The sequence below is a fragment of the Diaphorobacter oryzae DSM 22780 genome, from assembly GCF_059568935.1.
This window is the reverse complement of sequence record NZ_JCANUL010000002.1, coordinates 304,817-321,325: the sequence shown is the minus strand read 5'-3', so window position 1 is coordinate 321,325 and position 16,509 is coordinate 304,817. Positions and strand designations below refer to the sequence as shown.

Genomic DNA, 16,509 nt, shown 5'->3' with positions numbered 1-16,509 from the left:
GCCGCCCGCTGCCCGTGCCTGCGTCGTGCGGTGGCGGCCCATCACTCTCACATGCGGAAGTGCTCGCCCAGATAGACCCGGCGCACTTCCGCGTTGTCGACGATGTCCGACGGCGTGCCCTGCGCGAGCACATGGCCGTCGCTGATGATGAAGGCGTGGTCGCAGATGCCCAGCGTCTCGCGCACGTTGTGGTCGGTGATCAGGACGCCGATGCCGCGCGCCTTCAGGAAACCGATGATGCGCTGGATCTCGATCACGGCGATCGGGTCGATGCCCGCGAAGGGCTCGTCCAGCAGGATGAAGCGCGGCTGCGTGGCCAGCGCCCGGGCGATCTCCACGCGGCGGCGCTCGCCGCCCGACAGTGCCAGCGCCGGCGACTTGCGCAGGTGCTGCACGCGCAGCTCCTCCAGCAGCTCCGTGAGCCGGCGCTCGACCTCGGCGCGTGCCAGCGGCCGCCCGTCGGCGTCCCGTTGCAGCTCCAGCACGGCGCGCACGTTGTCTTCCACGTTGAGCTTGCGGAAGATGGAGGCCTCCTGCGGCAAGTAGGACAGCCCCAGGCGCGAGCGCCGGTGGATGGGCATGTGGGTGACGGTCTGACCGTCGATGCTGATCTGCCCGCCGTCGCAGGGCACCAGGCCCACGATCATGTAGAACGACGTGGTCTTGCCCGCGCCATTGGGGCCCAGCAGGCCGACCACCTCGCCCTTTTGCACGACCACCGACACGTCCTTGACCACCTTGCGGCTGCCGTAGGACTTCTCCAGGTGCAGCGCCTCCAGCCGGCTGACACCCTCGCGCGCCTCCTGGGGCGCGGCAGACACGCGCGCTGCGCTCACGGCCGCGCTCACTTGGCGCCGCCGCCCAGGCTGGTGCTCGGGCGCAGCACCGGCGGTTCGGTGCGCACGGGCGCGGGGGCCTTGCCCACGGCGGGCTCCTTGGGCGAGAGCACGGCGCGCACCCGGCCGCCCGGCGTGCCCGCGCTGGAGCCGGCAGGAGCCGCCTTCTGCCCGTCCACGGTGAACACGTCCGTGAGGTTGTTGTAGACGATGAGCGCGCCCGCTAGCTCGTCGGTGAGCTGTGCCTCGCGATAGCGGCGCAGCTCGGCGCGGCGGATGAACTTCACGTTGTCGGCGCGGCCGTCGTATTCGATGACCTCGCCCTCGCCCTCGACGAACTCGTCGGGCGCACCCGGCGGGGTGTCGCGCTTTTGGCGGAAGAAGGCGCGCTTGCCCGGCTCGGCCGTCACCACGCCGTACTGGAAGCCGTCGGCATCCTGGCGCACCTCCAGCTGCGTGCCGCGCAGCACGATGGTGCCCTTGGTCATGACCACGCGGCCGGTGAACACGCTGGTCTGCTTGAGCTCATCGTGGCGCAGCGCGTCGGCCTCGATGTTCATGGGCTTGTTGCGATCGGCCTTCTCGGCGTGCGCACCCGACGACAGGGCCAATGCCAGGGCGCCGAGCAAAAGGAGGGAGGGCAGTCGAGTTCTCATAGGGCACGAATCTTGCGGTCATTGTACTGACGCGATGGGCATCGCCAGCGGCACTTTGCCACGATGGTCGCGCCGGGCCCGCGCGGGGACGAAAAAAAAGGCGCGCCACCGGGGCGCGCCTCGTGCGGTGCAGCCGGCCAGGCCGCGCAAAAGCCTCAGCCCTTGCGCGCCAGCCCCGCCAGGTATTCGACGACCTGCAGCACGTTCTGCATGTTGCCGGCCATGGTGCCGTCGGTGTAGTAGCGGCCGGCCACGCCCATGGAGGGCACGCCCTCCACCTGGTAGGCCTCCTGCATCTGCACGGCCTTGCGCGCCTGGTTGGAGACGGTGAAGGAGTTGTAGACCTCCTTGAACTTGGCCACGTCCGCGCCCTGCTTGCCGATCCAGTCGAAGATCAGCTCGTCCTTGTTCAGCGGCTGGCGCTCCACATGTACGGCGCGGAACACCTTGGCATGCAGCTCCGGCAGCTTGCCCATGCCTTCGAGGGCGAAGTACAGCTTTTGCTGCGGCACGAAGCTGGCGTTGAAGGCCACCGGCACGCGGCGGATCTGCAGGTCCTTGGGAGCGGCCTTCATCCAGGCCTCCAGCGCGGGCTCGAAGGTGTTGCAGTGGGGGCAGCTGTACCAGAAGAACTCGACCACCTCGATCTTGCCGGCCGGCGCGTCGGGCGCCACGGGCTTGCCCAGCTTGACGTAGTCCTTGCCTTCCTTGAACTGGCGCGCCTGCGCCAGCGCGGGCGCGGCCACGGGCAGGCTCAGGGCGGTGGCGGCAGCCGCCGAGGCGGCGGACAGGGAAAACTCACGGCGTTTCATGTAATGGACACTCCTAGGACGGTATGGAGGGTTGTGAGCATCAGCCCGGGGAAAAGTTCAGCGCTGCACCCGCACCAGCGCGGCCTCGACGCCCGCGCCGTCAAGTTTCTCCTTCAGCGATTCGGCATCGTCGCGCTTGGCGAACGGGCCCACGCGCACGCGGAACACCGTGCGGCCGTTTTGCTCGCGCTCGCTCACGCGGGCCTCCCAGCCCAGCATGGCCAGCTTGGCGCGCTGCGCGTCGGCGTCCTGCTGGGTGCGGAAGGCCCCGGCCTGCACGAAGTACTCGAACGGGTCGGCGCCCACCGCGGGCGCGGCATTCGCCTTGGCGCGTGCCAGATCGCCCAGCGGGTCGGCCGATGGCGGGGTGGCCGCCGGCTTGCTGGCGGCCGCGCGCGTAGCGGGGGCCGCGGCGGTGGCGAGGGGCGTGCCGGCCACGGCCGGCGCGGCGGGCGCCTCCGTGGTGGCGGAGGCCTCGGGCGCGGGAGCCGGCGTCACGGGGCGCACCGGGTTCTTGCCGTACAGCGGCGCGTTCGGATCCCAGTTCTTGTTGCGCTGCGCCTCGTCCTGTTCGGAGGAGGCGCGCGGGCCGGTCTTGTTCAGGAAGGGCACGGGCACCTTGGTCACGTAGACGGCCACGGCCAGCGCGGCCCCCAGCCCCACGATCACCCCGAGAATGAAGCCCACGACGGTTCCGCCGCGTTGCTGTTTCTTCATATCAGTTATCACTCACATTCTGGCTGGCGCAGACACACCCAGCACCGCCAGGCCATTGTGCAATACCTGGGCCGTGGCCGCGACGAGCGCCAGGCGCGCCAGCTTGACGGCCTCGTCGTCCACCAGGATGCGCTCGGCGTCGTAGTAGCTGTGGTAGGCGGAGGCCAGGTCGCGCAGGTAGAACGTGACGTCGTGCGGGGCGTTGCCGGCGGCGGCGGCCGTCAGCATCTCGGGGTACTTGGCCAGCAGCAGCATCAGCGCCTGGGCCTGCGGGCCGTCGAGCGGGGACAGGTCCACGCCCTTCAAGGCGGCCACGTCGTAGTCTTCCTTCCAGCCGCGCAGCACCGAGCAGATGCGCGCGTGGGCGTACTGCACGTAGTACACGGGGTTGTCGTTGTTCTGGGCCACGGCCAGATCCACGTCGAAGGTGTACTCGGTGTCGGGCTTGCGACTCAGCAGGAAGAAGCGCACGGCGTCCTTGCTAGTCCACTCGATCAGGTCGCGCAGGGTCACGTAGGAGCCAGCGCGCTTGCTGATCTTGACCTCTTCGCCGTTGCGCACCACACGCACCATGGTGTGCAGCACGTAGTCGGGGTAGCCCTGGGGGATGCCCACATTGGCCGCCTGCAGGCCGGCGCGCACGCGGGCGATGGTGCCGTGGTGGTCCGTGCCCTGGATGTTGACGACCTTGCCGTAGCCACGCTGGAACTTCTGGATGTGGTAGGCCACATCGGGCAGGAAGTAGGTGTAGGTGCCGTCGGACTTGCGCATCACGCGGTCCTTGTCGTCACCGAACTCGGTGGACTTGAGCCACAGCGCGCCGTCCTGCTCGTAGGTGTAGCCGCTGGCGATCAGGCGCCGGACGGTGTCCTCCACATGGCCGTTGGTGTACAGGCTGGACTCGAGGTAGTACTCGTCGAACTTCAGGTTGAAGGCCTGCAGGTCCTTGTCCTGCTCGTTGCGCAGGTAGGCCACGGCGAAGTTGCGGATGTTGTCGTAGTCCTCCACGTCGCCGTTGGCGGTGAACGCGCGGTCATCGGCCTGGATGGTTTCCTTGGCCAGGAAGGCCTGGGCAATGTCGGCGATGTAGTCGCCGTTGTAGAAATTCTTGGCCAGCGGGTTCTCGCTGTCCGTGGGCCAGCAGTCGTCGCCGGGCTTGAAGCCCTTGGCACGCAGCTGCGTGCTCTTGGTCAGGGTGTCGATCTGCACGCCCGCGTCGTTGTAATAGAACTCGCGGTGCACGCTCCAGCCCTGGGTGGCGTAGAGGTGGCTGATGGCGTCGCCGATGGCCGCTTGGCGGCCATGGCCCACGTGCAGCGGGCCCGTGGGGTTGGCCGAGACGAATTCCACCAGGATCTTCTCGCCACGCGCTGGTTGGAAGCCGAAGCTTGCGCCTTCGGCCAGCACCTCGCGCACCACTTCCTGCTTGGCGGCGGGCTTGAGGCGGATGTTGAGAAAGCCGGGGCCGGCGATCTCGATGGCATCGACCCAGCGCTGGAAGGCCGGCGTAGCCTCCAGCGCGGCCTTGAGCTGCTCGCCCAGCGCGCGCGGGTTGAGCTTCAGCGGCTTGGCCAACTGCATGGCGGCCGTGCAGGCGAAGTCGCCATGGGCGGCCACCTTGGGGGATTCGAACGCCGCGCGGCTACCGGCGCCTGGCGACAAGGTTTCCAGCTCGCCGGCCAGCGCCGCGAGCAATTCCTGTTTGACGGAGAGCATGGGGCGAATTCTACGGGTCGCCCCGTCATCCAACAGTGCGGCTCCCGCGTTATCCTGCATAGCCCGTGCGGCGCCCTGGCGCCGGCGGGCGCTTCACCATCCTTTTTCGCAGGAGCATTACATGAAGAAACTGCTTCCCCTGCTGGCTGCCGCCGGCCTCGCCTTCTCGTTTGCCGCGCATGCCGCCGACGCCCCCGCGGCCGGCGCATCCGCCCCCGCCAAGGCACCCACGGCCCAACAGAACAAGATGAAGACCTGCAACACCGAGGCGGGCGGCATGAAGGGCGATGAGCGCAAGGCCTTCATGAAGGATTGCCTGAGCGGCAACAAGCAGGCCACGCAGCAGGACAAGATGAAGGCCTGCAACGCCGACGCCGGCACCAAGAACCTCAAGGGCGACGCGCGCAAGGCCTTCATGAAGGAATGCCTGAGCGCCAAGCCGGCCGCCTGACCCAGAACCGCCTCGGCCCGCAGCACGGGCCGGCCAGCCACCCCGCACGCCGCGCGCCGGCTTGCGGGGTTTGTTTTCTCAGCGCGTGCCCACGCCGCGCGCCAGGAACACGGCCAGCAGCGGGATCACCGCCAGCAGGTGGGCCTCGATCATCACCAGGCGCCGCGTGCCGCGCACCTCGTCATCGGTGGGCAGGGCGCCGCCAGCGCGCAGCGCGCGGCGCCAGCGCAGAAAGCGCAGGGTGGGAACGATGGACAGGAGCCCGATCACCACAAACAGCGTGACCTTGGCATGCAGCAGCGGCTGCGACCAATACCAGGCCACGCCCTTCATGCCCCACCAGGCGCGCGCCAGGCCCGTGACCAGCACCAGGGCCGCGGAGATGCCATACAGCAGATCCAGCCGCGCCAGCCGCTCGACCACGGCGGGGCTCATCCACTCCTTGCGGCACAGCGCGGCCTCGCTGGCCAGGAAGGTGGCGGCCATGAGGATGGCCAGGATGTGGGCATAGGCCAGCAGGGCTTCGGTGGTCACGCGGTCTCCTTTCAGGGCAGGCGCCCATTGTGCGCGAGAGCCGCGGCCAGGGCCCGGCGTCAGTCGTGCGCCGGCCGGCCCCAGAACGCGGGCTGGGCGTAGTGGTGCTTGAGGTAGTCGATCCACAGCCGCACCCGCAGGGGCAGGTGCTTGCGCTGCGGGAAGACCACGTAGATGCCGTTGGGCGGGGCGGCGAAATCCTCCAGCACGGCCACCAGGCGGCCGGCCGCGATCTCGGACTCCACCTCCCAGGTGCTGCGCCAGGCGATGCCCCAGCCGCCCATGCACCAGTCGTGCAGCACTTGGCCGTCGGAGCAGTCCAGCGGCCCGCCGGGCTTGAAGTGCACGACCTCGGTGGCGCCGCCGCCGTCCGCCACCGGCACGCGAAAGGCCCAGCCGCGCGTCTGCGAGGCGTCGCTGGACAGCGTGAGGCAGTCGTGCTGCGTGAGCTCGCCCGGGTGCTGCGGCGTGCCGCGCCGCTCCAGGTACTGGGGCGTGGCCACGCACAGGCGCCGGTTGTCGGCCATGCGCACGCTGACCAGGGACGAATCGGGCAGGTCGCCCACGCGCACGGCGCAGTCATAGCCCTCGCCGGCCAGGTCCACCACGCGGTCGCTCAGGTTCAGCGAGATGCGCACCTCGGGGTGCAGGTCGCGAAAGCGCGGCACCAGCGGCGCCACATGGCGCCGGCCGAAGCCCGCGGGCGCCGTGATGCGCAGGTGCCCCGTGGCCCGCACGCCGCCGGCGGAGACGCTGGCCTCGGCGCTGGCCACGTCGGCCAGCAGGCGCTGGCAGTCCTCCAGGAAGGCGCTGCCCTCGTGCGTGAGCGAGATGCGCCGCGTGGTGCGCACCAGCAGCTTCACGCCCAGGTGCTCCTCCAGCGCGTCCAGCCGCCGGCCCATGATGGCGGGCGCCACGCCCTCGGCCTTGGCGGCGGCCGTGAGGCTGCCCCGGGTGGCCACCGAGACGAATGACTCGAACGCTTTGAGTTTATCCATGAGTACAAGCCAAAAATGGCTTCAAGGCTTACACAGCAAGCGCTGATAGCTATCAATTCTGCACCACCCGAGACTTCGGGCGAATGCCGTGAGTGTGGCCAATCTTTGCAAAAAAGTCATTGGTTTAGGGATATTGGCGCAATTTATTAATGGAAATATTTCTAATACAGTGGCATGCAAGGCTCCTTCATGGGCCACGGCTTTGTCAATTACCGCTAGGGGGTTTCTCATGACCGCACGTACCCAAGTCCACGGCCTGCAGGTGGCCAACGAACTGCACGCCTTCATCAACGAGCAAGTGCTTCCGGGCACCGGCGTCGAGCCGGCGGCCTTCTGGAAGGGCTTCGACGCCATCGTGGCCGACCTCGCGCCCAAGAACGCCGCCCTGCTGGCCGAGCGCGACCGCCTGCAAAAGGAACTGGACACCTGGCACCAGGCCAATCCCGGCCCGATCAAGGACATGGCGGGCTACCGCAACTTCCTTTCGCAGATCGGCTACCTGGTCGAGCCCCCGAAGGACGCCAAGGCCACCACGACCCACGTGGATGCCGAACTGGCCATCCAGGCCGGCCCGCAGCTGGTGGTGCCGATCCTGAACGCGCGCTACGCGCTGAACGCCGCCAACGCGCGCTGGGGCTCGCTGTATGACGCGCTGTACGGCACCGACGTGATCGGCGAGGACGGCGGCGCCGAGAAGGGCAAGGGCTACAACCCCATGCGCGGCGCCAAGGTGATCGCGTTCGCGCGCGACTTCCTGGACCAGGCCGCGCCGCTGGCCGCGGGCTCGCACCAGGATGCCACCGGCTACCGCGTGGAGGGCGGCAAGCTGGCCGTCGCGCTCAAGAATGGCTCCGCCACCGGTCTGAAGAACCCCGCCCAGTTCGTGGGCCACCAGGGCGACGCGGCGACGCCCTCGTCCGTGCTGCTGGTGAACAACGGCCTGCACATCGACATCCGCATCGACCGCGCCACCGCCATCGGCCAGACCGACGCCGCCGGCGTGGCCGACGTGGTGCTGGAGGCTGCCCTGTCCACCATCCTGGACCTGGAAGACTCCGTGGCCGCCGTGGACGCCGAGGACAAGGTGCTGGGCTACGGCAACTGGCTGGGCATCCTCAAGGGCACGCTGACCGAGACCTTCGACAAGGGCGGCAAGCCCATGACGCGCGGCCTGAACGCCGACCGCCAGTACACCGGCGCCAACGGCCAGCCGCTCACGCTGCACGGCCGCTCGCTGATGTTCGTGCGCAACGTGGGCCACCTGATGACCAACCCGGCCATCCTGTGGGGCGCCGACGGCAAGGAAATCCCCGAGGGCATCCTGGACGCCGTGGTGACCACGGCCATCGCCATCCATGACCTGAAGGGCGGTGGCGCGAACGGCATCAAGAACAGCCGCACGGGCAGCGTCTACATCGTCAAGCCCAAGATGCACGGCCCGGCCGAGGTGGCCTTCGCCGACGAGCTGTTCGGCCGCGTCGAACAGGTGCTGGGCCTGGCCGCCAACACCGTGAAGCTGGGCATCATGGACGAGGAGCGCCGCACCTCCGTCAACCTGCAGGCCTGCATTGCCGCGGCCCGCAGCCGCGTGGCCTTCATCAACACCGGCTTCCTGGACCGCACCGGCGACGAGATGCACACCGCCATGCACGCCGGCCCCATGATCCGCAAGGGCGACATGAAGACCAGCGCCTGGATCCAGTCCTACGAACGCAACAACGTGCTGGTGGGCCTGTCCATGGGCCTGCGCGGCAAGGCCCAGATCGGCAAGGGCATGTGGGCCATGCCCGACCTGATGAAGGCCATGCTGGAGCAAAAGATCGCCCACCCCAAGGCCGGCGCCAACACCGCCTGGGTGCCCAGCCCCACGGGCGCCACGCTGCACGCCCTGCACTACCACCAGGTGAAGGTGAGCGACATCCAGGCCGAGATGGAGAAGATCGACGCCGCCGCCGAGCGCGACAACCTGCTGACCGGCCTGCTCACCGTGCCCGTGAGCAGCAACCCGAACTGGAGCGACGCCGAGAAGCAGCAGGAGCTGGACAACAACATCCAGGGCATTCTGGGCTACGTGGTGCGCTGGGTGGACCAGGGCGTGGGGTGCTCCAAGGTGCCGGACATCAACGACATCGGCCTGATGGAAGACCGCGCCACGCTGCGCATCTCCAGCCAGCACGTGGCCAACTGGCTGCTGCACGGCGTGGTGACCGAAGCCCAGGTGCGCGCCACGTTCGAACGCATGGCCGCCAAGGTGGACCAGCAGAACGCCGGCGACCCGCTGTACCAGAAGATGGCCGGCCGCTTCACCGAGTCCATGGCCTACCAGGCCGCCTGCGACCTGGTGTTCAAGGGCGTGGAGCAGCCCAGCGGCTACACCGAGCCCCTGCTGCACGCCTGGCGCCTGAGGGTGAAGGCCGCCTGAAGCTATCAATTCAATAGCTGCCAGCGCTTGATGTACGGGCGCTGGAGGCCAATCCAATCACAAAGGCACCTGCGGGTGCCTTTGTGCTTCGTACACTGTCCCCATGGACCCCACCGACACCACCCGCTGCCCGCTGTGCGGCCAGGCCAACCAATGCGCCGTTGCCGCGGGCCGGCCCGCCGGGGAATGCTGGTGCATGACCCAGCCCGTCTCGCGCGCGCAGCTGGCGCGCCTGGCGCCCGAGGACCGGGGCCGTGCCTGCATCTGCCCGCTGTGCGCACGCGAAACGCCTGCGCCGCCGTCCCCTACCGATATGATTTCGACTCCCCCATTTCCCCCCACCAAGGAGTCCCCATGCCCACCTACCACATCGAAATGATGGAAGGCCGCACCGCCGAGCAAAAGCGCAAGCTGGCCGAAGAGATCACCCGCGTGTCCGTCGAAATCCTGGGCGGCTCGCCCGAGTCGGTGGACATCCTGATCACCGACGTCAAGCGCGAGAACTGGGCCACGGGCGGCAAGCTCTGGCTGGACAAGCAGTGAACAACCCCCTGCGCAACTGCGCCGCCTCCCGCTAGTCTCGGGCGCGCCAGTTTCAAGGGCCGGGGAGCATGTAGGACACGCCATGACCGATTCCGCCGCCGCGCTCAAGGCCCGCTACGGCGAACGCTATCGCTGGCTGCTGTTGCTGACGGTGATGGTGGGCACCATGGCCTCCATCATGTCGTCCACCATCGTGAACGTGGCCATCCCCGACATGAGCCACCACTTCGCGCTGGGCCAGGAGCGCGCGCAATGGGTCACGTCCGGCTTCATGGTGGCCACCACGGTGGCCATGCTCACCACGCCCTGGCTGCTGTCGCGCTATGGCTACCGCGCCACCTACGTGGGCGCGGTGCTGCTGCTCATGGCGGGCGGCATCGGCGGCGGCCTGGCCGGCCAGTTCTGGCTGGTGCTGGCCGCGCGCGTGGCCGAGGGCCTGGCCGCCGGCGTGGTGCAGCCCATTCCCGCCGTCATCATCCTCTACGCCTTCCAGCCCCATGAGCAGGGCCGCGCCAGCGGCATCTTCGGCATGGGCGTGGTGCTGGCGCCCGCCATCGGCCCCAGCATCGGCGGGCTGCTGGTCGACTGGTTCGGCTGGCGCTCGATCTTCTTCATGGTCGTGCCGTTCTGCCTCGCCTCGCTGTGGCTGGCCTACAAGTTCGTGCCCGTCACCGCGCCCGGCGGCGTCGCAACGGCGCGCGACGGCGCGGGACTCGACTGGCGCGGCCTGCTGCTCGGCGCGGGCGGCACGCTGTGCCTGCTCAACGGGCTGGTGGCGCTGCACGGCGGCCCCGCGGGCGAATCGGCGGCGCTGCTGGGCGCGGCCCTGGCCGCGCTCGTGCTCTTCGTCTGGTGGCAGCGCCGGCAGCTGGCGCGCGGCGGCAAGCCGCTCATGGACCTGCGGCTGTTCCAGTACCGCCCGTTCGCCATGGGCAGCGTGGTGGCCTTCATCTACGGCACGGCGCTGTTCGGCTCCACCTACCTGCTGCCCGTGTTCATGCAGCTGGGGCTGCATCTGTCGGCCTCGCACGTGGGCGCCATCATGCTGCCGGCCGGCATCGCGCTGGCCGCCACCATCCCGCTCGTGGGGCGCCTGGCCGACCGGCGGCCCACGCATTGGCTCGTGGCCACGGGGCTCGCGCTGCTCGCGGCCTCGTTCGCGCTCATGGTGTTCGTGGGGCCCGGCTCGCCGCTGTGGATGCTCGTGGCCTTCGCCATCGTCGGGCGTATCGGCCTGGGCTTCATCCTGCCGTCGCTGAACTTGGGCGCCATGCGGCCGCTCGACAAGTCGCTGATCTCGCAGGGCTCGAGCGCCATCGGCTTTATCCGCATGCTCGGCGGCGCGGCCGGCGTGAGCCTGTGCGGCATCGTGCTCGAATGGCGCATGGCGGCGCACGGAGCCTCGCTGGCCGCCACGGCCGGCGGCCCGAACCGCGCCGCGGCCTTCGCCGAGACCTTCCTCATGCTCACCGGCCTGTGCCTGCTCGCGCTCGTCGCGGCCTGGCAGCTGCGCGAGCCCCGTGCCATCACCCCGGGCCACGCGGCCTGATCTTCCCCTCATCGAAACCGCCATGTGCCAGCTGCTCGGTATGAACGCCAACACGCCGACCGACGTGACCTTCAGCTTCAGGGGGTTTGCGCAGCGCGCGGGCCACACGGCCGACCACACCGACGGCTGGGGCATCGCCTTCTTCGAGGGGCGCGGCCTGCGCCACTTCGTGGACCACGAGCGCGCGGTGGACTCGCCGGTGGCCGAGCTGATCCGCCGCTACCCCATCAAGAGCCGCAACGTCATCGCCCATATCCGCAAGGCCACGCAGGGGCAGGTGAGCCTGGAGAACTGCCACCCCTTCGTGCGCGAGCTGTGGGGGCGGTACTGGGTGTTCGCGCACAACGGCGACCTGAAGGACTTCCGCCCGCGCCTGCACGCCCACTTCCACCCCGTGGGCAGCACCGACAGCGAGCACATGTTCTGCTGGATCATGCAGGAGCTGTCCAAGTCCCACGCGGGCATGCCCAGCATCGAGGAACTGACCCTGACGCTGCGCGAGCTGGCGGCGCACATCGCGCCGCACGGCACGTTCAACTTCCTGCTGTCCAACGGCCAGGCGCTGTGGGCGCATGCCTCCACGCACCTGTACTACATCGAGCGCCGCCACCCGTTCGCGCAGGCCCAGCTGTGCGACGAGGACCTGTGCGTGGACTTCTCGGCCCATACCACGCCCAGCGACAAGGTGGCCGTGGTGGTGACGGCGCCGCTCACCTCCAACGAGCAGTGGACGGCCTTCCAGTCGGGCGAGATGCGGGTGTTCGTGGACGGGGAGTGCCGCGCGGCGTGACGCCCCCGCGGCCCGGCCGGTGCGCTACGCCCGGGCCCCGAGCCGGCTCAGCTGCAGCGCCAGCCGCTGCAGGGCCTGCCAGGCGTCCTGCGGCCAGTCGGGCACCTTCAGGCCCTTGACGATGCCGTCCACCTGGTGCGCCGACTGCAGCAGCCGCGCCAGGGCGGCGTCGCTGGCCTGCGGCAGCAGGCGCTCGAACAGGCGCTCCTTGGCGCCCCAGACGCGGTTCTCGCGCAGCGCCATGGGCAGGGGCTTGCCGGCGTTCATGGCGTCCTTCACGCGCTTCAGGGCGCGGATGTCCTCGGCCAGCGCCCAGTGCACCAGCACCGGGGCCTCGCCCTCGGCCTGCAGGCCGTCGAGCATGCGCTGCATGCGCGCCACCTGGCCCGACAGCACGGCCTCGGACAGCTTGAACACGTCGTAGCGCGCCACGTTGAGCACGGCGGCCTCCACCTGCGCCCAGCCCAGCTCGCCCGCAGGGTGCAGCAGCGCAAGCTTCTGGATCTCCTGGTGCGCGGCCAGCAGGTTGCCCTCCACGCGGTCGGCGAAGAACTGCAGCGTGCGCTGCCCCTCCTCGCCCGCGGCCACGCGCTGGCCCTGGGCGGCCAGGCGCTGGGCGATCCACTGCGGCAGCTGGGCGCGCTCCACCGGGTCGATCTGCACCGTGGCGCCCTGCGCCTCCAGCGCCGCAAACCAGGCGCCCGTGCGCGTGGCCTTGTCCAGGCGCGGCAGCACGACCACGGTGAGCGTGCTGTCGTTGCCCGCCGCGGCCTGGGCGATCTGCTGCAGCGCGGCGCTGCCGTCCTTGCCCGGCTTGCCCGAGGGGATGCGGATCTCCACGATCTGCTTGTCGGCGAACAGCGACAGCGAGCCGCCCGCGGCCAGCACGCCGCTCCAGTCGAAATGCGCGCCGGCCACGGTGAAGCTGCTGCGCTCGGTGTAGCCCTGGGCGCGCGCGGCCGCGCGGATGGCGTCCAGCGCCTCCTGCTGCAGCAGCGGCTCGTCGCCGTGCAGCGTGTAGAGCGGGCGCAGGCCTTTGTGCAGTTGCGCACCGAGCTGGTTCAAAGCGATTTGCATGCGACCGGATCAAGCATCAAATTGGCATGTAGCGCCCATGTATGAAGCGCAAATAGCTATAAATACAATAGCAACCACTCAGCCCGGCCTGACCGAGGCCAGGCGGCGCATGAGCTGCTGGACGAGGTCCGTGCGCATGTTGCGAAACAGCATGGCCTCCTCGCCCTCCTTGGACAGGGCGATGGTCTCGTTGTAGCTGATGTCGCGCTGCTGCAGCAGCTCGGTGTCCGGAATCCACTCCTGCCCCTGCTGGCCGCGCAGGCGAAAGCGCACGCGCAGGCGCAGCTGCAGCTCGCGCACCTGGCCCGAGGCGTTCAGGCCCACGACCACGCGCTCCTGCTGCTCGGACAGCAGGTCCAGGATGGCCTCGGCCTGCGTCATCTGGGCGGGCTCGGTCAGCACCGTGAGCGCGCCGCCAGCGCCCTGCAGCGTGCGCCGCAGCTCGCGCGCCAGCAGCGAGCCGGCCGGCGCCTGCACGTAGAGCGAGCGGAAGGCGAACTCCGGCGTGCCACGCAGCCGAAAGCCGCAGGCCGTGCCCAGGCCGGCGGCGGACGCCGCGGCCAGCCAGGTGAGAAAAGTACGCTTGTGCATGCGAAAAGCCTTTGCTGCGGACCTGTTGGCGGCCCGGGTCAGACCACGACGTTGACCAGGCGCCCCGGCACGATGATGACCTTCTTGGGCGCCTTGCCTTCCGCGAACTTCTGGAAGTCCTCGCTGGCCAGGGCCGCCTGCTCGATGGCGGCCTTGTCGGCAGTGGCGCTGACGCGGATCGCGCCGCGCAGCTTGCCGTTGACCTGCAGCATCAGCTCCAGCTCGTCCTGCACCAGGGCCTGCTGATCCACCTGGGGCCAGGTGGCGTCCAGCAGGTCGCCCAGGGTGCCGGCGTAGCCCAGCTCGCTCCACAGCGTGTGGGCGATGTGCGGGGTGGCCGGGTAAAGCACGCGCAGCAGGATGCCGAAGCCCTCGATCAGCGCCACCTGGGCGCCCGCGGTGTCCATGGCCTTGAAGTCCTCGAGCGCGTTGATCATCTTCATCGCGCCGGAGACCACGGTGTTGTACTGCATGCGCTGGTAGTCGTAGTCCACCTGCTTGAGCACGGTGTGGATCTCCAGGCGCAGGGCCTTGGCCTCCTTGCCGAACTCTACGTCCTTGAGGCTGGTGGCGCCCGCCACGCTGGCGAGGGCCGCATCCTTGTCGATGGCGGCCAGCTTCACGCCGAAGTTCCACACGCGGCGCAGGAAGCGGTAGCTGCCCTCCACGGCGGCGTCGTTCCACTCCAGCGTCAGCTCGGGCGGCGCGGTGAACATGGTGTACAGGCGCGCGGTGTCGGCGCCGTACTTCTCGATGAGCTGCTGCGGGTCCACGCCGTTGTTCTTGGACTTGGACATGGTGCCCACGCCCTCGTAGTCGATGGGCGTGCCCACCGGCAGCAGGCCGTCGCCACTCTCGGCCGGGTTCTTCAGCTTGGCGCCGATGACCTTGCCGCCCTCATCCAGCACATGCTCCACGTCGTGCGGCCAGAAGTAGTCCTTGGCCCCCTTGGCGGTGCGGCGGCTGTAGATGTGGTTGAGCACCATGCCCTGCGTGAGCAGCTTGGTGAAGGGCTCGTCCACCTTGACCAGGCCCAGGTCGCGCATGACCTTGGTCCAGAAGCGCGCGTACAGCAGGTGCAGGATGGCGTGTTCGATGCCGCCGATGTACTGGTCCATGGGCATCCAGTAGTCGGCGCCGCCGGCCACCATCTGCTCGGCGTTCTTCGCGTCGCAGTAGCGCATGAAGTACCAGGACGAGTCCACGAAGGTGTCCATGGTGTCGGTCTCGCGGCGTGCCGGCTTGCCGCAGCAGGGGCAGGTCACGCCGGCGTGGAAGGCCTCGCTCTTGACCAGCGGGTTGCCGGAGCCATCGGGCACCAGGCCCTCGGGCAGCACCACGGGCAGGTCCTTCTCGGGCACGGGCTGCGGGCCGCAGTCCTGGCAGTGGATGATGGGGATGGGCGTGCCCCAGTAGCGCTGGCGGCTCACGCCCCAGTCGCGCAGGCGCCAGGTGGTCTTGAGTTCGCCCAGGCCCTTTTCCTGCAGCGCGTGGGCCACGGCGGCCACGGCCTCCTTGTGGCCCAGGCCGCTGAAGTTGTCGGAGTTGACGGTGACGCCGCGCTCCTTGTCGCCATACCAGTCCTGCCAGCGGTGGTAGTCGAAGTGCTCGCCGTCCACCAGCACCACCTGCTTGATGGGCAGCTGGTACTTGAGCGCGAAGGCAAAGTCGCGCTCGTCGTGCGCGGGCACGCCCATCACGGCGCCGTCGCCGTAGCTCATGAGCACGTAGTTACCGACCCAGACCTCGACCTGCTCGCCCGTGAGCGGGTGGGTGACGAACAGCCCCGTGGGCTGGCCTTCCTTTTCCTTCAGCGCCAGCTCGGCCTCGGTCGTGCCGCCCTTCTTGCATTCCTCGATGAAGGCGGCCAGCTTCGGGCTGGAGGCGGCGGCATGCTGGGCCAGCGGGTGCTCGGGCGCCACGGCGCAGAAGGTCACGCCCATGATGGTGTCGGCGCGCGTGGTGAACACGTACATCCGTCCGTCCTGGATCAGTTGGCCATCGGCGCCCCGGATGTCGTGCGTGAACGCGAAGCGCACGCCGGCGCTCTTGCCGATCCAGTTCTCCTGCATCAGCCGCACCTTGTCGGGCCAGCCGGTCAGCGTGGCCTTGTCGCCGCCGACCTGCACATGGTCCAGCAGCTCCTGGGCGTAGTCGGTGATCTTCAGGTAGTAGCCGGGGATCTCGCGCTTCTCGACCGGCGCGCCGGTGCGCCAGCCCTTACCGTCGATGACCTGCTCGTTGGCCAGCACGGTCTGGTCCACCGGGTCCCAGTTCACCACCTGGGTCTTGCGGTAGGCGATGCCCTTTTCCAGCATCTTCAGGAACAGCCACTGGTTCCACTTGTAGTAGTCGGGGTCGCAGGTGGCGAACTCGCGGCTCCAGTCGATGGCCAGCCCCATCGCCTGCATCTGCTGCTTCATGTAGGCGATGTTGTCGTAGGTCCACTGCGCGGGCGGCACCTTATTCTTCAGCGCCGCGTTCTCGGCCGGCAGGCCGAAGGCGTCCCAGCCCATGGGCATGAGGACGTTGTAGCCCTTCATGCGCAGCTGGCGCGTGAGCATGTCGTTGATGGTGTAGTTGCGCACATGGCCCATGTGCAGCTTGCCGCTGGGGTAGGGCAGCATGGAGCAGGCGTAGTACTTCGGCTTCGCCTGGTCCTCGGTCACGCGGTAGGCGTCGTTGGCATTCCAGTGGGCGTGGGCGGCGCGCTCCACCTCGGTGTGGTTGTATTTGTCTTGCATGGAACCTGGGAAAAGGGAACTGCGCACCGGCGCAGTGGTCACAATGGGCTTCACTGCGCCCGATTCTAGGCGC

General features: G+C 68.9%; 16 protein-coding genes. 6 read left to right on the top strand and 10 right to left on the bottom strand.

The window, feature by feature from the left end:
- Positions 1-47 precede the first annotated feature (47 nt).
- The 5 genes from lptB to argS form a co-directional block, all read right to left on the bottom strand.
- A complete protein-coding gene (lptB, locus tag BP68_RS04715) occupies positions 48-836 on the bottom strand; it encodes an LPS export ABC transporter ATP-binding protein (protein ID WP_496369460.1) in 789 nt (262 codons plus the stop codon).
- 8 nt (positions 837-844) lie between these two features.
- Positions 845-1,492, bottom strand: a complete 648-nt coding sequence (gene lptA / locus BP68_RS04710) for a lipopolysaccharide transport periplasmic protein LptA (protein ID WP_496369459.1) — start codon at positions 1,490-1,492, stop codon at positions 845-847.
- A 155-nt stretch (positions 1,493-1,647) separates the two neighbouring features.
- Positions 1,648-2,304, bottom strand: a complete 657-nt coding sequence (locus BP68_RS04705; RefSeq protein WP_496369458.1) for a thiol:disulfide interchange protein DsbA/DsbL — start codon at positions 2,302-2,304, stop codon at positions 1,648-1,650.
- A 57-nt stretch (positions 2,305-2,361) separates the two neighbouring features.
- The gene (locus tag BP68_RS04700; RefSeq protein WP_496369457.1) at positions 2,362-3,021 is read right to left on the bottom strand and encodes an SPOR domain-containing protein; all 660 of its coding nucleotides are present in this window, start codon (positions 3,019-3,021) and stop codon (positions 2,362-2,364) included.
- A 12-nt stretch (positions 3,022-3,033) separates the two neighbouring features.
- Entirely contained in the window at positions 3,034-4,737 is a 1,704-nt protein-coding gene (gene argS / locus BP68_RS04695) for an arginine--tRNA ligase (RefSeq protein ID WP_496369456.1), read from the bottom strand.
- Positions 4,738-4,858: 121 nt separating this feature from the next.
- Between argS and BP68_RS04690 the strand changes: the two genes are divergently transcribed.
- Positions 4,859-5,188: a PsiF family protein gene (locus BP68_RS04690; RefSeq protein ID WP_496369455.1), complete on the top strand. Its 330-nt coding sequence runs from the start codon at positions 4,859-4,861 to the stop codon at positions 5,186-5,188.
- A 78-nt stretch (positions 5,189-5,266) separates the two neighbouring features.
- Here BP68_RS04690 and BP68_RS04685 read toward each other — a convergent pair whose 3' ends face one another.
- Both BP68_RS04685 and BP68_RS04680 read right to left on the bottom strand, forming a co-directional pair.
- Complete coding sequence (locus tag BP68_RS04685) at positions 5,267-5,722, bottom strand: DUF2214 family protein (protein ID WP_496369454.1); 456 nt, start codon at positions 5,720-5,722, stop codon at positions 5,267-5,269.
- A 59-nt stretch (positions 5,723-5,781) separates the two neighbouring features.
- Positions 5,782-6,720, bottom strand: coding sequence for a LysR family transcriptional regulator (locus BP68_RS04680; RefSeq protein ID WP_496369453.1), 939 nt, complete (start codon positions 6,718-6,720; stop codon positions 5,782-5,784).
- A gap of 229 nt (positions 6,721-6,949) precedes the next feature.
- On the opposite strand from BP68_RS04680, the gene BP68_RS04675 reads away from it, so the two are divergent.
- The 5 genes from BP68_RS04675 to BP68_RS04655 all read left to right on the top strand — a co-directional run bounded on the left by BP68_RS04675 (position 6,950) and on the right by BP68_RS04655 (position 12,024).
- Positions 6,950-9,142, top strand: a complete 2,193-nt coding sequence (locus tag BP68_RS04675) for a malate synthase G (RefSeq protein ID WP_496369452.1) — start codon at positions 6,950-6,952, stop codon at positions 9,140-9,142.
- A 103-nt stretch (positions 9,143-9,245) separates the two neighbouring features.
- Positions 9,246-9,521 carry a cysteine-rich CWC family protein gene (locus BP68_RS04670; RefSeq protein WP_496369451.1) on the top strand — a complete coding sequence of 92 codons (276 nt, stop codon included), beginning with the start codon at positions 9,246-9,248 and terminating at the stop codon, positions 9,519-9,521.
- Positions 9,497-9,685, top strand: a complete 189-nt coding sequence (locus BP68_RS04665; RefSeq protein WP_496369450.1) for a 4-oxalocrotonate tautomerase — start codon at positions 9,497-9,499, stop codon at positions 9,683-9,685. Before BP68_RS04670 ends, BP68_RS04665 begins: the two co-directional genes overlap by 25 nt.
- A gap of 82 nt (positions 9,686-9,767) precedes the next feature.
- Positions 9,768-11,234: a DHA2 family efflux MFS transporter permease subunit gene (locus tag BP68_RS04660; protein WP_496369449.1), complete on the top strand. Its 1,467-nt coding sequence runs from the start codon at positions 9,768-9,770 to the stop codon at positions 11,232-11,234.
- Positions 11,235-11,256: 22 nt separating this feature from the next.
- Positions 11,257-12,024, top strand: coding sequence for a class II glutamine amidotransferase (locus BP68_RS04655; protein ID WP_496369448.1), 768 nt, complete (start codon positions 11,257-11,259; stop codon positions 12,022-12,024).
- Positions 12,025-12,048: 24 nt separating this feature from the next.
- Here the strand turns inward: BP68_RS04655 and holA are convergent, their stop codons facing one another.
- The 3 genes from holA to leuS all read right to left on the bottom strand — a co-directional run bounded on the left by holA (position 12,049) and on the right by leuS (position 16,436).
- The gene (holA, locus tag BP68_RS04650; RefSeq protein ID WP_496369447.1) at positions 12,049-13,101 is read right to left on the bottom strand and encodes a DNA polymerase III subunit delta; all 1,053 of its coding nucleotides are present in this window, start codon (positions 13,099-13,101) and stop codon (positions 12,049-12,051) included.
- A gap of 78 nt (positions 13,102-13,179) precedes the next feature.
- Positions 13,180-13,692, bottom strand: a complete 513-nt coding sequence (locus BP68_RS04645; RefSeq protein ID WP_496369446.1) for an LPS-assembly lipoprotein LptE — start codon at positions 13,690-13,692, stop codon at positions 13,180-13,182.
- 38 nt (positions 13,693-13,730) lie between these two features.
- A complete protein-coding gene (gene leuS, locus BP68_RS04640; RefSeq protein ID WP_496369445.1) occupies positions 13,731-16,436 on the bottom strand; it encodes a leucine--tRNA ligase in 2,706 nt (901 codons plus the stop codon).
- Between the last annotated feature and the right edge of the window lie 73 nt (positions 16,437-16,509).

Bases quoted from the DNA above. Each gene is read 5' to 3' on its own strand.
- lptA (WP_496369459.1), bottom strand. From the start codon at position 1,492: ATGAGAACTCGACTGCCCTCCCTCCTTTTGCTCGGCGCCCTGGCATTG.
- BP68_RS04705 (WP_496369458.1), bottom strand. From the start codon at position 2,304: ATGAAACGCCGTGAGTTTTCCCTGTCCGCCGCCTCGGCGGCTGCCGCC.
- BP68_RS04700 (WP_496369457.1), bottom strand. From the start codon at position 3,021: ATGAAGAAACAGCAACGCGGCGGAACCGTCGTGGGCTTCATTCTCGGG.
- argS (WP_496369456.1), bottom strand. From the start codon at position 4,737: ATGCTCTCCGTCAAACAGGAATTGCTCGCGGCGCTGGCCGGCGAGCTG.
- BP68_RS04690 (WP_496369455.1), top strand. From the start codon at position 4,859: ATGAAGAAACTGCTTCCCCTGCTGGCTGCCGCCGGCCTCGCCTTCTCG.
- BP68_RS04680 (WP_496369453.1), bottom strand. From the start codon at position 6,720: ATGGATAAACTCAAAGCGTTCGAGTCATTCGTCTCGGTGGCCACCCGG.
- BP68_RS04675 (WP_496369452.1), top strand. From the start codon at position 6,950: ATGACCGCACGTACCCAAGTCCACGGCCTGCAGGTGGCCAACGAACTG.
- BP68_RS04670 (WP_496369451.1), top strand. From the start codon at position 9,246: ATGGACCCCACCGACACCACCCGCTGCCCGCTGTGCGGCCAGGCCAAC.
- BP68_RS04665 (WP_496369450.1), top strand. From the start codon at position 9,497: ATGCCCACCTACCACATCGAAATGATGGAAGGCCGCACCGCCGAGCAA.
- BP68_RS04660 (WP_496369449.1), top strand. From the start codon at position 9,768: ATGACCGATTCCGCCGCCGCGCTCAAGGCCCGCTACGGCGAACGCTAT.
- BP68_RS04655 (WP_496369448.1), top strand. From the start codon at position 11,257: ATGTGCCAGCTGCTCGGTATGAACGCCAACACGCCGACCGACGTGACC.
- holA (WP_496369447.1), bottom strand. From the start codon at position 13,101: ATGCAAATCGCTTTGAACCAGCTCGGTGCGCAACTGCACAAAGGCCTG.
- BP68_RS04645 (WP_496369446.1), bottom strand. From the start codon at position 13,692: ATGCACAAGCGTACTTTTCTCACCTGGCTGGCCGCGGCGTCCGCCGCC.
- leuS (WP_496369445.1), bottom strand. From the start codon at position 16,436: ATGCAAGACAAATACAACCACACCGAGGTGGAGCGCGCCGCCCACGCC.